This is a genomic window from Phenylobacterium sp., from assembly GCF_004799515.1.
Lineage (GTDB): Bacteria > Pseudomonadota > Alphaproteobacteria > Caulobacterales > Caulobacteraceae > Phenylobacterium.
In genome coordinates, this window is sequence record NZ_SSMX01000038.1 from 1 (window position 1) to 13194 (window position 13194).

Annotated in this window: 11 protein-coding genes; 3 read left to right on the forward strand and 8 right to left on the reverse strand. The window is 69.8% G+C overall.

The window, feature by feature from the left end:
• The 6 genes from E8A49_RS16475 to E8A49_RS16500 form a co-directional block, all read right to left on the reverse strand.
• Positions 1-445 (reverse strand): PepSY-associated TM helix domain-containing protein (locus tag E8A49_RS16475; protein ID WP_293383798.1); only part of this gene is annotated, 445 nt, incomplete at its 3' end.
• Positions 442-999: a hypothetical protein gene (locus E8A49_RS16480; RefSeq protein WP_293383801.1), complete on the reverse strand. Its 558-nt coding sequence runs from the start codon at positions 997-999 to the stop codon at positions 442-444. The genes E8A49_RS16475 and E8A49_RS16480, both read right to left, overlap by 4 nt.
• Positions 996-3155 (reverse strand): TonB-dependent siderophore receptor, encoded by a 2160-nt coding sequence (locus E8A49_RS16485; RefSeq protein WP_293383804.1) that lies wholly within the window; start codon positions 3153-3155, stop codon positions 996-998. The genes E8A49_RS16480 and E8A49_RS16485 overlap by 4 nt, the downstream gene beginning before the upstream one ends.
• Positions 3156-3299: 144 nt before the next feature.
• Complete coding sequence (locus E8A49_RS16490; RefSeq protein ID WP_293383807.1) at positions 3300-4058, reverse strand: DoxX family membrane protein; 759 nt, start codon at positions 4056-4058, stop codon at positions 3300-3302.
• Positions 4059-4094: 36 nt separating this feature from the next.
• A complete protein-coding gene (locus E8A49_RS16495) occupies positions 4095-5195 on the reverse strand; it encodes a redoxin domain-containing protein (RefSeq protein ID WP_293383810.1) in 1101 nt (366 codons plus the stop codon).
• A gap of 41 nt (positions 5196-5236) precedes the next feature.
• Positions 5237-5677, reverse strand: a complete 441-nt coding sequence (locus E8A49_RS16500) for a VOC family protein (RefSeq protein ID WP_293383813.1) — start codon at positions 5675-5677, stop codon at positions 5237-5239.
• Between the two features lie 250 nt (positions 5678-5927).
• Between E8A49_RS16500 and E8A49_RS16505 the strand changes: the two genes are divergently transcribed.
• The 3 genes from E8A49_RS16505 (at position 5928) to E8A49_RS16515 (ending at position 10782) form a co-directional block, all read left to right on the forward strand.
• Positions 5928-6992: an efflux RND transporter periplasmic adaptor subunit gene (locus tag E8A49_RS16505; RefSeq protein ID WP_293383816.1), complete on the forward strand. Its 1065-nt coding sequence runs from the start codon at positions 5928-5930 to the stop codon at positions 6990-6992.
• Positions 6993-7016: 24 nt separating this feature from the next.
• Positions 7017-10238: an efflux RND transporter permease subunit gene (locus E8A49_RS16510; protein ID WP_293383820.1), complete on the forward strand. Its 3222-nt coding sequence runs from the start codon at positions 7017-7019 to the stop codon at positions 10236-10238.
• A 64-nt stretch (positions 10239-10302) separates the two neighbouring features.
• Positions 10303-10782 (forward strand): GNAT family N-acetyltransferase, encoded by a 480-nt coding sequence (locus tag E8A49_RS16515; protein WP_293383963.1) that lies wholly within the window; start codon positions 10303-10305, stop codon positions 10780-10782.
• Positions 10783-10797: 15 nt separating this feature from the next.
• On the opposite strand, the gene E8A49_RS16520 is transcribed toward E8A49_RS16515, so the two are convergent.
• Together E8A49_RS16520 and E8A49_RS16525 are read right to left on the reverse strand one after the other, a co-directional pair.
• Positions 10798-11151, reverse strand: a complete 354-nt coding sequence (locus E8A49_RS16520; protein ID WP_293383823.1) for a UrcA family protein — start codon at positions 11149-11151, stop codon at positions 10798-10800.
• Positions 11152-11358: 207 nt separating this feature from the next.
• Positions 11359-13182 (reverse strand): ABC transporter ATP-binding protein/permease, encoded by a 1824-nt coding sequence (locus E8A49_RS16525; RefSeq protein WP_293383826.1) that lies wholly within the window; start codon positions 13180-13182, stop codon positions 11359-11361.
• Positions 13183-13194 lie beyond the last annotated feature (12 nt).

Sequence of the window (13194 nt, forward strand, 5' to 3'; positions counted from 1 at the left end):
GGCCCACGATCAGTGAGCCCCAACGCGCCGGAGCGGTCAGCGTCATGTGCAGCTCAGTGACGAAGTCGGTGAAGGGGGCGCGCAGGGGGAAGACCCTGCCATCGGCGTCGGCGACGAAGGCCTGCTCGCCGCCGGGACCGTTGGTGCTGACGGACAGCCGCTGGCGCGGCGTCACCGGCGCGAGGGCATAGATCGTCGAGCCCGGCACGGCTTTGGCGGCCACCTCAGCGATCGCGCGGTTGAGCGCGCCTGGCCGCGGGGCCGCGGCGGCCGGCGATGGCTGTTCGACAAGCTTCAGTTCATCCACCAGGACGCTCACCGTCCCAGTCAGGCAGACGAGGTAGATCAGGGCGCTGAGCGCCAGCGCGATCACGGAGTGGCTGGCCAGCACGGCGGCCGTGAACCGCGGCGGGACCTTCGGCCAGATCGGCGGGCGCGGCGTCACAGGGCGGCGGCTCCGAAGCCGGCCAGCGCCAGGCCCCCCAAGCCCGCGGCGACCCGCGCCAGCCGCGCGTCGGTCGTCGCCCAGATCGCGCCGGCCGCCCAGGCCAGCGGCAGGAGGAAGAGCGCCAGGATGAAGCGGTCGGCCTCCTGCCAGGGCGCCTTCACGGCCAGGGCGCTGCAAAGGCCCGCCGCGGCCGCCAGCGCCAGGGGCCCGGCCAGCAGGGTCCGCCCGACTCCGCGCCACAGCCGGTCGGCGTTGGACGCCGGTTCGATCGCCGTGCGGGGCTCAGGCCCGGCGCGCCGCCAGCGCCCTGGCAGCCTGGCGGAGGCCGCCACGAGAACCAGCGCCGGCGGCAAGGGCGCCAACAGCCCGAAGGCGACCGCCTTGTCCCAGGCGACGCCGGTCCCGCGCCAGGCGACCACGCCCGCCGCGAGCGCGAGCCAGCCCGCAGCCATGCGCCAGCCGCCCGCCCGCGCCCGCCAGGCCGTCCGCAGCAGGACGACGCCCGCTACGGTCAGCCCCCAGGCGGCGATCAGGGCCGCGGTCGGGCTCACCAGCGGTAGCGCAGGCTGGCCTGCACGTCGCGGCCCGACCCGTACCAGCACCAGATGGTCGAATAGCAGGACGAGACGTAGCGCCGGTCGAACAGGTTGGTGGCGTCGAGGTTGAAGGTCAGGCCGTGCAGCGACGGATTGAGCCGCGCCAGGTCGTAGCTGGCGAGCAGGTCCACCAGGGTCGTGTCGGGAATGGTCAGGGTCCCCGCCGCCGGGCCGCCCGCCACGCCGTTGAAGCTGCGGCCGAGGTAGCGCACCCCGCCGCCGATGCCGAGCCCCACCAGCGGGCCGTTCTGCACGGTGTAGAAACCGAAGGCGTTGGCGGTCGCCTGCGGCACGCCATAGGGCCGCGCGCCCTGCAGGCCGGAATTGTCCTTCACCACCAGGTTGTCGATGTAGGTGTAGCTGGCCTTCAGCGTGACGCCCTGGCGGGGCTGCGCCGAGGCCTCCAGCTCCACCCCCTGCGAGCGGATCTCGCCGGCCGCGATCGAGCCGAACCCGAAGGGCGCGCTGGGGTCCTGGGTGGCCACATTGGTCTCGCGCAGATCGTAGACCGCGGCGGTCAGCAGCGTGTTCCAGACCTTGGGTTGGTACTTCACACCGGCCTCGGTCTGCGCGCCCTCGGTGGGCGGCAGGATGTCGCCGTTCTTGTCGGTGGAGGTCTGCGGCTGGAACGAGGTCGTATAGGAGACGTAGGGCGCGACGCCGTTCGGGAAGAGGTAGAGCAGCCCGGCGCGGCCGGTGAACTTGTGCTCGTCGAAGGCGCTGGTGGTCTTGGCCAGCCGGTCGAATTGCGAGGCGTCCACCCAGTCCTCGCGGCCGCTCAGCACCAGCCGCCAGCCGCCCAGCGCCAGCTGGTCCTGGGCGTAGAGCCCTGTCTGCTGCAGGTTCAGGCGGACGCTGAAGCTGACGGCCGGCGGCGTGACCGTCCCGCCATAGACCGGCGCGAAGACGTCGAGCGGCGGGGCTGAGCCGCCGAAACCGGCCGCCTCCTCCTGGCCCGTATGCTGGTAGTCCAGGCCCGCGACGATGGTGTGGGTCACCGGCCCGGTGTGGAGGGTCCCGGCGACGGAATTGTCGACGGTGAAGGCGTCCACCGCCTCGTTGGCCAGGGCCACGAAGCGGTCGATGGTCGTCAGGTCCGGCGGGGTGAATCCGTCGTGATAGACGCTGAGGTAGCTGGTCTCGGTGCGCATGAACCGCAGGTTCTGGCGAAACACCCAGTCGCTGACGCCCAGGTCGCGGCGGAACAGCGAGGTCACCGCATTCTGGGTGCGGTCGAAACGCTCCGCACCGGGCTCGCCATCGTAGAAGTCGCGCGGGATCTGGCCGTTGGGGTTGGGCAGCAGCGAGCCCTGGATCGGCATGGCTCCGTAGTCGCCGCCCTTCGGGTCGTGTTGGTAGACGTAGAGCAAGGTCCAGCTGGTCTTGTCGTCCGGCCGCCATGTAAGCGCCGGGCTCACTCCATAGCGTTCGGCCAGGGCATGCGAGGTCTCGGTGTCCGAGCGGTAGCCCGTGCCGTCCAGGCGGAAGCTGAAGGTCCCCTCCTCGTCCAGCTTGCCGCCCAGGTCGAAGGTCGCACGCGCCGTTCCATAGCTGCCGCCGGAGATCGCGACTTCGCCGAAGTTGTCGAGGGTGGGCAATTTGCTGGAGAGCGCCACCAGGCCGCCCGGGCTCGCCTGGCCGTAGAGCACCGAGGCCGGGCCCTTCACCACCTCGATGCGGTCGAGGAAGCCCAGGTCGAGCTGCGGCACGGCGTAGCCGTTCACCGAGCCGATCACCCGCAGGCCATCCAGGTACTGGTCCGGGACGAAGCCGCGCAAGGTCTGCTGGTCGTAGCGGCCGGCGGTGTTGCCGCGCGTGTCGGGGCCGACGCCGGCGGTGTAGCGCAGCGCCTCGTTGAGGTTCTGGACCACCCGCAGGTCCAGCTCCTGGCCGTCGACGACGCTGATCGACTGCGGGGTCTCGACCAGCGGGGTCGCGGTCTTCAGGGCGCTGTCGGCCCGATCGTCCGCCTGCTGCCCGCGCACCACCACTTCGCTGACCGCCGGCGCGCCCGCGTCGTCCGCCGCCCGGGCGGCATGGGCCAGGGCGAGGCCGGAGGCGGCGCAAAGCGCCAGGAAGCGGTGAGCAGAACGCAGACGCGAGACGGACATGAAAGCTCCACAACGAACGACGTGGCGTCCGCAGTAAGACTCAACCCCCTGCGATTGCAAGTCATTCTCATGTGCAACACTGATCGGAGAACATCACCCGATCGAAGCCCGCGGAGTTGAGGTGGAAGGGCGCCCTCGCCGCCGTCAGCGACGCGCGGCGGTGCGCGAGGTCGCCACGATCCAGGCCGAGGCGCTGAGCACCACCGCCACGAACAGCAGCGTGAGCTCGGTGCGGTCGCCGCGGTGGGCCGCCACCCGCGGCAGGTGCACCAGCACGACGAAGGAGGTCATCATCAGGGCCTCGACGGCCGCCGCCCAGCGCCGCTGGAAGCCTGCGATCAGCGCCAGGCCGGCGAGCGCATGGATCGCCCCCGTCAGGTAGGCGAGATCGAGCCGCGCCGGCAGCCAGGCAGGAACCATGGCGGCGGTGAACTTCGCATAGGCGAAGTGCGACAGGCCGAACACCAGGCAGCAGAGGCCGAACAGCCGCACCTCGATATCGGAGAGCCGCCCTGGGCCGCTCAACGCCTCGCGCCGCAGCAGGAAGCCGCCCAGCGCCATGGCCGAGCATTCCGCCAACGCCAGCCACTCTGTCAGGTCCGATGGCCGGGCGACCACCTTCGGCAGGTGCAGGCCCAGGACCCACAGGCCGATGAACGCGCCCGCCACGCCTGCGCCGAGCGCCCGGTAGCGGGTCATGGCCATCATCACCCCGCCGCCCAGCAGGATCAGGCCGGAGAGCGCGCCCATCGCCGCGTGCTGCGGCCAGGACGCCGGGACCGGCTCCCACTGCAGGGCGTAGTCCTGGTAGATCATCGACAGGGCGCCCAGGCCGCAAAGCCCCACCGCCATGCCGATCCCGGCGGCCGTCGCCCCGACGCTCGATCCCTTACGTGACGCCAAGCGCCCCTCCCTGCTTTCGATGATCCGCCGCGCGCCTTAGCGGTCGCGCTTGGCTCGGCGCTGCTGGCGGTTGCCGCGCAGGTCGGGGGCGACCTTGCCGAGGTTGCGCTGGCGGATGCGCGCGCCCTCCTCGTCGTAAAGGAAGGGCACGAAGACGAAGCGCTCGCCCTTGGTCACCGGCGTCGCCTCGTGCAGCATGTTGCAGCTGAAGACCGTCGCCCCGCCCGGCGGCGGCCGATAGGTGCGCATCCCGAACTCCGGGAACACCAGCTCGCCGCCCTCGTAGCCGTCGTTGAGGTTCAGCGAGACCGCGAACCGGCGATGCGCCGTGCCGGCGGTGACGTCGTCGCGGTGTCGGGAGAAGAAGCCCAGCTGCTCGTCGCCATAGCGGCTGACCAGGTAGCGCTCGATGTGCTGCGGCTGCCAGCCCAGGCCGCGGCGGATCATCGGAAACAGCCGCTTTTCCAGCCGGTCGCGGATCGCCGCGATCACCGTCTCGTCCTCGATGAAGACGTCGCTGCGCCGCTTCAGGAAGGTGTCGATCCGCTGCACCGTCCGGCCATCGACGTCCTTGGCGAAGCCGGATTCCGTAGCCCCGCCTGCGTGGTAGTAGGCGATCAGCGCCTGGCAGAACTCCGGCTCGAAGATCCGCGGCAGGGTCAGCACCGGGGCGAGTTGCGCCTCCTGGCCCGGCGCCTCGCGCAGTTCCTTCTCGAGCCGGTCGAGCACCAGGCCCGTCGCCTCGATCGGCGCGCTCATGGCGATGCGGAAGGCCGGGTCGATAAGGAACAGGCAGGGCTGCAAGTTGGCCTCGTCGGCGGCGCCGTAGAGCCGGGTCACCGCCAGGTCGAAGTCCCAGAAGAAGCGGATGCCGGGGTCGGAATTGACGAGGCCGCGCTGGGCCCGGTCGTTCGGATCGATGCTGACGGCGAACAGGGCCGCATCGGTCCCGTTGAACAGCTCCCGGCGCTGGATGGCGAGCGCCAGGCCGTCGGCCGGCGCCTGCTGGCCCGCGGTGCCGAAGAACATCAAGACGATCCAGCGGCCGGCCACCACGTCCAGGCTGTAGCGCTCGACGCCGTCGGTGGCGGCGGCGAAGAATGGCGCGGGCTCGCCCACCTGCGGGATTTCGCCCATCTCGGGCCTCCGGAAGACGACTCAAGGCCGCCGCTTGAACCCTACCAGACCCCGACGTTGGGCATGGAGGCCCAGGGTTCGGCCGGGTCCAGCGCCGGACCCGCCTGTAGGAGCTCGATGGAGATATTGTCCGGCGAGCGGACAAAGGCCATCCGCCCATCGCGCGGCGGCCGGTTGATGGTCACGCCCTTGTCCTTCAGCCGCTGGCAGGTCGCGTAGATGTCGTCCACCGCATAGGCCAGGTGGCCGAAGTTGCGGCCGCCCTCATAGGCTTCCGGATCCCAGTTGAAGGTCAGCTCGACCATCGGCGCCTTGGCCGCCTTCGCCGCCGCCTCGTCGCCGGGCGCGCAGAGGAAGACCAGGGTGAAACGGCCGCCGGGATTGTCGCTGCGCGAGGCCTCGACCAGCCCGAGCTTGTCGCAATAGAAGTCCAGCGAGGCCTCCAGGTCGGTCACCCGGACCATGGTGTGCAGATATTTCACGCGCGTCGTCCCCTACGTCCAAAGCCCGCGCGACACGAGGTCACGCGGCGTGCTCCGCATTCCCGTGCTGCAATAGAACCCTGCGAACCACTCATAAACGGCGTGGCGCCAAACTCACGGCGATTTCAGCTTCGAACTCGCGTAACGGTGGCATCACATGCGCCCAAAACCTCTAGGATGAGAGGGAACGCGCAACAGCGACGCTGATTCGCGAAGGGGAAACATTGGGGGCCCGGTCAACCGGATGCGCATGAAGTCGCAATATGTGTTCGTCATCGCCGTCGCCGGCGTGGTGGCGCTCTACTTCATCGTGCGCACCCTGCTCGGCGTCGCGAGCCCCAGTACGGCCCACGCCAAGACCACCGCCCCCGTCGCTGGCCCGCCCACCGTCCAGGCCCAGATGACGCCGGAGGTTGTGCGCACCTATGACGTGGTCGTCCGTGGACGGACACAGGCGACCCGTACGGTGGTGCTCCGCTCCGAGACGGCCGGCGTGGTCGCCGCCGCGCCGGTGCTCCAGGGCACCTATGTGAAGCAGGGCCAGGTGTTGTGCCGCCTCGCGGTGGATGCGCGCCAGGCGGCGCTGGACCAGGCCAAGGCCGCCGCTAAGTCGGCCCAACTCACCCAGCAGCAGAACGACGAACTGGCCAAGAAGGGCTTCCGCTCGCCCACCCAGGTGCTGCAGAGCCAGGCCAACCTCGACGCCGCCAGCGCCGCGGTGCGCCAGGCCGAGATCGCGCTGGCCCAGGTGGACATCAAGGCGCCCTTCACCGGCGTCTTCGACCATCGCGACGCTGAGGTCGGGACGTACCTCAGCCCCGGCCAGCCCTGCGGGACGGTGATCGAGATCGATCCCCTGCTGATCGTCGGCGACGTGCCGGAGACCCAGGCCGCCAGCGTCAAGCTGGGCGCCCTCGCCCACGCCCGCCTGGTGTCCGGTCAGGAGATCAACGGCCGCATCCGCTACATCTCCCGCGACGCCGACCCGCAGACCCGCACCTATCATCTGGAGGTGACCGCGCCCAATCCGAAGCTGGACATCCGGTCCGGCCTGTCGGCGGAGCTGCATGTGGGCGCGGGGTCCGGCCCGGCGCACCTGGTCCCGGTCTCGGCCCTGGTGCTGGACGCCGCCGGCCGCCAGGGCGTGCGCTACGTCCAGGCCGACGGCCGGGTGGCCTTCGCTCCGATCGGCATCCTGGAGGAGACCCGCGACGGCGTCTGGGTGACCGGCCTCAAGGGCCCTGTGCAGTTGATCACCGTCGGCCAGTCCTATGTCGCCGACGGCCAGAAGGTTCGTGTCGCCCAGGCGCGCTAGCGCCCGCGACACCGGAGGAACGCGATGATCGGCGCCCTGATCGACGGAGCTATCAAGCGCAAGAAGGTGGTGATGGGCGTCACTCTGGTGGCGTGCCTGTTCGGTCTCTTCGCCTACTTCTCCATGCCCCGCGAGGCCAACCCCGACATCAACCTGCCCTACATCTACGTGGTCGTGCCGTTCCCCGGCGTCAGCCCGGAGGATTCCGAGCGCCTGCTGGTCAAGCCGCTGGAGGTGCAGCTGCAGACCATCCAGGGCGTCAAGCACATGAACGCCGTGGCCCGCGAGAGCGAGGCGATCGTCACCCTGGAGTTCGAGCCCAACTTCTCCAAGGACCGCGCGCTGGCCGATGTGCGCGCCAAGGTGGAGCTGGCCCGCGGCCGCTTCCCACCCGACGCCGAGCAGCCGATCATCGAGGAACAGAGCTATTCCGATCAGCCGATCATCGGCGTGGTGCTGCACGGCGAGGCGCCGGAGCGCGAGCTGGCGCGGATCTCCAAGGACCTGAAGGAGCGGCTGGAGGCCTCGCCGGGCATCCAGGAGGCCTTCGAGAGCGGGGCGCGCGACGAGCTTTTGGACGTGACGATCGATCCCCTGCGGATGGAGGCCTACAACGTCACCGCCACCGATCTCTCCAGCGTCATCGCCCGCAACAACCAGCTGGTGCCGGCCGGCGACCTGCGCTCGGGCGCGGGCATGTTCGCCATGAAGGTGCCCGGTGTGGTGCAGAACCCTGCCGACATCCTGGCCCTGCCGATCAAGAAGAACGGCGACCGGATCATCACCATCGGCGACATCGGCAACGTGCGGCGCACCTTCAAGGAGCCGGACTTCATCACCCGCTTCAACGGCCAGCCGGCGGTGGCGCTGGACGTCACCAAGCGCAACGGCGCGAACCTGCTGGAGACCGTCAAGACCGTCCGGCGCGTGGTGGCCGAGGAGCAGAGGCGCTGGCCGTCCACCGTCAAGGTCGACTTCACCTACGACAATTCCGACTTCATCGCCCGCACCCTCAACATCCTGGAGAGCGGCATCCTGATGGCGAGCCTGCTGGTCATGATGATCGTGGTGGCCAGCCTCGGCATCCGCCAGGGGATCATCGTGGGCCTGGCGATCCCGATCTGCTTCCTGATCGCGCTGATGATGATCAACATGATGGGCGTCACCCTCAACCAGATGGTGATGTTCGGCATGGTGCTGGCCGTGGGCATCCTGGTGGACGGCGGCATCGTGGTGGTGGAGTACGCCGACCGGAAGATGGCCGAGGGCCTAAGCAAGACCGAGGCCTTCGCCGCCGCCGGCAAGCGGATGTTCTGGCCGGTGATCAACGGCACCCTTACGACGCTGTGCGCCTTCCTGCCGTTCATGTTCTGGAACTCGATCCCCGGCAAGATGATGAGCTTCTTGCCGCTCACCCTGTTCTTCGTCCTGGGCGCGTCGATCTTCGTGGCGCTGATCTTCACCCCGGCCATCGGCTCGATGTTCGGCCGCGCCTCGTCGATGGACGCCGAGCACCTGGCCGAGATCGAGAAGTCCGAGCACGGCGACCCGCGCGAGATGGCGGGTTTCATGGGCGGGTACGCCCGCACCGTCGCCTACCTGGGCGGCCACCCCTTGCGGACGCTGGCGGGCACTTTCGTCATCATCGTCCTCATCGGCGGCTGGTTCGTCATGACGCCGCACCGCACCGAGTTCTTCCTCGACCAGGACCCCGATTCCGTGACGGTCTACGTCAAGGCGCGCGGCAACCTCTCGCCCGAGGCGCAGGACCTCCTGATGCGCCAGGTTGAAAGCCGGTTGGTCGGGATCAAGGGCATCGATTCCATGTACGTCCGCTCGGGCGGCATCGTCTCCAACGGCGGCCCGGGGTCGGCGCCGAACGACACCATCGGCCGCATCGAGGTGGAGTTCCAGAAGTACGAGGACCGCAAGGAGAGCGGCCTGCGCGGCAAGGACGTCTCCGACGCCATCCGCGCCCGCGTGACCGACCTTCCCGGCATGAAGGTCGAGGTGCGCGAGCCGGAAAGCGGCGTGCCGATCGGCAAGGCCATCCAGGTCCAGCTCTCCAGCCACGACCCCGCAGTGCTCGACAAGGCCGCGGACCTGGTGAAGGCCAAGCTGGCCTCCGACCCGCAGCTCATCGACCTGGAGGACAACCGCACCTCGCCGGGCATTCAGTACAACATGACCGTCGACCGGGTGGCCGCCGGCCGCTATGGCGTCGACGTGCTGTCGGTGGGCCAGGCCATCGAGTTCATGACCGAGGGTGTGCTGGTGGGCCGTTTCCGCCCCGACGACGCCCAGGACGAGCTCGATATCCGCCTCCGCTTCCCCGGCGACGCGCGCACCGTGGCGGCCTTCGACCAGCTGAAGATCACCACGCCGTCCGGCCCGGTGCCGGCCAGCTATTTCGTCAAGCGCGCGCCGGCCCAGCAGGTCACCCAAATCCAGCGGCGGGAAAGCCAGCGGCTGGTGCTGATCCAGGCCAACACCCTGAAGGGCGTCGCCGCCAACCAGAAGATCGCCCAGCTGAAGCCCTGGATCGCCAAGGCCGCCATCGATCCCGAGGTGCACGTCAAGTTCGTGGGCGCCGATGAGGAAGGCCAGAACGCCACCAACTTCTTCGTGGTGGCCATGTGCGTCTCGCTGTTCCTGATGGGGGTGATCCTGCTCTGGCAGTTCAACAGCTTCTACGGGGTGCTGGTGACGCTCTCGGCGGTGGCCCTGTCCATCGTTGGCGTCCTCTTGGGCATCCAGGTGAACCTGCTGCACACCTTCGACTACATCTCGGTGATCCTGGTGGGCACGGGCGTGGTTTCGCTGGCCGGCGTCGTCGTGGGCCACAACATCGTGCTGGTGGACACCTTCTATCAGCTGCGCCGCCAGGGCTATCCGGCCGACGAGGCGGCTACGCGCGCGGCCGCCCAGCGCTTCCGCCCGGTGATGCTGACCACCCTGGTGACGGTGGTGGGCCTGTTGCCGCTGATGTTCCAGATCCACCCGAACTTCCACACCGGCCATATCGAGCTGAAGGCGCCGGGGTCGGAGTGGTGGGTGCAGCTTTCTGGCGCGGTGGTCTGGGGCCTCTCCTTCGCGACCTTGCTGACCCTTGTGCTGACCCCCGTGCTGCTCGCCGCGCCCAAGGTGATGTCACAGCGGTTTGGCGGGCTCTGGCGCTTCGCCCGCGGCGCGCCGGCGCAGCCTGCGCCGGTGAAGCCCTACGAAGTCCCCCGCGCGGCGGAATAGGCGCGTGGCGGGGCTCACTTCCCGCCTGGCGGGCCCGGACGACCTGCCCGCCCTGGAGGCGGTTATGGCCGCCGCCATCGGCGAGCTGCAGAGGGGCTTCCTCAGTCCCGAGCAGATCGCCGCCAGCCGCACCATCATGGGCCTGGACCGCCAGCTGGTGGCGGATCGGACCTACTTCGTGGTCGAGGACGGCGGCCGCATCGCCGGCTGCGGCGGCTGGAGCCGAAGGGCCACCCTCTACGGCGGCGACCACACGCCCGGACGCGATCCCGAACTCCTGGATCCGGCCGAGGACGCCGCCCGGGTCCGGGCGATGTACACCCACCCTGACTTCGCCCGCCGCGGCGTCGGCCGCCTGATCCTGGCCCTCTGCGAAGACGCCGCCCGCGCCGAGGGCTTCCGCCGCCTGGAGCTGATGGCGACGATGTCGGGCCGCCCGCTCTACGAGAGCTACGGCTTCACGCCGATCGAAGACATCCTCGACGCCCGCGGCGGCGCGCCCGTGCCGCTGACGCGGATGGGAAAGACTATCCCCGCCCGCTGAGACCTCGCACTGGCGTCAGTTGGACGCCAACACCGGATGCTCTTCGTAGAGGCGCGTCACGGCCGGCGCGCCAAGATCGGCGACGGCCCGGGACATGCTGCCGCGATAGCAGTCCGAGCGCTTCACCGCCCAGCGGTAGTCCGGCACGCTGAAGCTCGACGCGCCGCAGGCCTCCTGGGCGGCGCGGCTGAGGCGTTGCAGCATCGTGGCCGACCCGTCCTGGCTGGTGAGATCGAGGTCATGGGCCTTGACGACGACTTGGACCGGCTGCCGCTCGATGTCGCGCGCCGCATCCGCCTCGCTCTGACCGGCGGCATGGGCCGAAAGGGCGCCGGCAAGGGCCATGGCGCAACCGAGGGAAGCGATCATCCGGGTCTTCATGGTTTCAGTCCTATGCAAGTTCAGCTTCTCATGAGCCGAGGTCGGCGCCGCAGCACCGAGCGCTGGCGACGCACGAGATATGGGCGATGCCGCGCGAGATGGGAGCCGATCTGCGTAAAGAGTCATCGATGCACAAAAAGCGGCGCGCGATTTCCGACGACCGCTTGACGCGCGCGCCTGGGCCCTCGGGCCGGACTAGGTCTCCCGCGTCTGCCGCTTCCAGAGCGCGGCGTATTCCCCGCGCTTGTCCAGCAGCTCCGCGTGCGTGCCCCGCTCGACGATGCGGCCACGCCGCAGGACCAGGATCTGGTCGGCGTCGACGATGGTGGAGAGCCGGTGGGCGATGACCAGGGTGGTGCGGCCGGCCTTTACCCGGCGCAGGGTCTCCTGGATCGCCGCCTCGGTAGGGCCGTCCAGCGCGCTGGTGGCCTCGTCGAGGATCAGCAAGCGCGGATCGGCCAACAGGGCGCGGGCGATGCCCACCCGCTGGCGCTCGCCGCCGGAGAGCTTCAGGCCCCGCTCGCCCACCAGGGTCGACATGCCGTTTGGCAGGCTGTCGATGAAGGGGCCGAGCTCGGCGGCCTCGGCGGCGGCGCGCACCTCCTCCGGCCCCGCGCCCGGCCGGGCGAAGGCGATGTTGGCGTAGAGGGTGTCGTTGAACAGGGCCACGTCCTGCGGCACCAGGGCGACGGCCTGGCGCAGCGCCGCCTGCTTCACCTGGCGCATGTCGAGGCCGTCGATCAGCACCCGGCCGGCCTGCGGGTCCAGCAGCCGCAGCGCCAGGCGCACCGCCGTGGTCTTGCCCGAGCCTGAAGGCCCGACCAGGGCCGTGGTCGTACCCGGCGCGGCGGCGAAGCTCACGTCGCGCAGGCCCACTGAGCGGGCGTCGTGCTGGAAGCCCACCTCGTCGAAGGCCAGGGCCGCGCCCTTGCCGCTGGCCGGCGGCAGATCCTGGGCGTCCTCGGCGTCGCGGATGTCGGGCGCCACGGCCCGCAGCTCCACCATCTGCTCCATGTCGATGAAGGCCTGGCGGATCTCGCGGTAGTTGAAGCCCAGCATGCCGAGCGGCTGGTAGAGGCCGCGCAGCAAGAGGATCGCCATGGTGATGTCGCCGATCCGCAGGGCGCCCCCGGCCACCGCGGCGCCGGCCATCACCGTCATCGCCGCCTGCCCCAGGTTGAGGATCAGCGACTGGGCGCCGTTCAGCATGTTGAGCGAGGTGTTGGCCCGCACGCTGACGTCGATGTAGCGGTCCATGGCGCGGCTGTAGTCGGCGACCACCCGGTCCTCCGAGCCGAAGGTCTTCACCGTCTCGTAGTTGATCAGGGCGTCGACCGAGAGGCCGGCCACCTTGGAGTCGGCCTCGGCCCACTCGCGCCGATGGCCGAGCCGCCAGTCGGTGATCCGGAAGGTGACGACGGTGTAGATGACGATGGTGACGAAGGTGGTGAGCGCGAAACGCCAGCCCAGCCGCGCCTCCAGCACCGCCATCGCCATGACGAGCTCGATGGCCGTGGGGCCGATGTTGAACACCACGCTGCGGATCAGGAAGTCGGTGGATCGCGAGCCGCGGTCGATGATCCGCGACAGGGCGCCCATCTGCTTGCTCTGGTGGAAGTCGAGCGACAGCAAGAGCGCGTGCTGGAAGGTCTCCACCGCCGCCTTGGCCATGGTCGCCTGGGAGACGCGGGTGAAGATGGCGTCGCGGACATAGGGGATCCAGGACGAGAACAGGGTCAGGGCGGAATAGGCGACCGCGCCCGTCACGAAGGCCATGGGCAGGCTGTGGACGCCGCTCTGCAGCGGCCCCTTGAGGCCGCTCACCGCATCGCCCAGCACCACCGGCGCCCAGACGCCGGCGAACTTGCCGACGATCACCAGGCCCAGCGCCGCGGCGATCCGCAGCCGTAAGAACGGCGCGCCGGAGCGCAGCACCAGCCGCCCGAGATCGGCCATCGACCGCCAGAAGCTGAACTTGACCCCGGCCGGCGCGGGCGCGCCGCCGAAACGGCCGGTCATTCCGGGATGGGC

Bases quoted from the DNA above. Each gene is read 5' to 3' on its own strand.
- E8A49_RS16495 (WP_293383810.1), bottom strand. From the start codon at position 5,195: ATGGGCGAAATCCCGCAGGTGGGCGAGCCCGCGCCATTCTTCGCCGCC.
- E8A49_RS16525 (WP_293383826.1), bottom strand. From the start codon at position 13,182: ATGACCGGCCGTTTCGGCGGCGCGCCCGCGCCGGCCGGGGTCAAGTTC.
- E8A49_RS16505 (WP_293383816.1), top strand. From the start codon at position 5,928: ATGAAGTCGCAATATGTGTTCGTCATCGCCGTCGCCGGCGTGGTGGCG.
- E8A49_RS16515 (WP_293383963.1), top strand. From the start codon at position 10,303: ATGGCCGCCGCCATCGGCGAGCTGCAGAGGGGCTTCCTCAGTCCCGAG.
- E8A49_RS16485 (WP_293383804.1), bottom strand. From the start codon at position 3,155: ATGTCCGTCTCGCGTCTGCGTTCTGCTCACCGCTTCCTGGCGCTTTGC.
- E8A49_RS16520 (WP_293383823.1), bottom strand. From the start codon at position 11,151: ATGATCGCTTCCCTCGGTTGCGCCATGGCCCTTGCCGGCGCCCTTTCG.
- E8A49_RS16510 (WP_293383820.1), top strand. From the start codon at position 7,017: ATGATCGGCGCCCTGATCGACGGAGCTATCAAGCGCAAGAAGGTGGTG.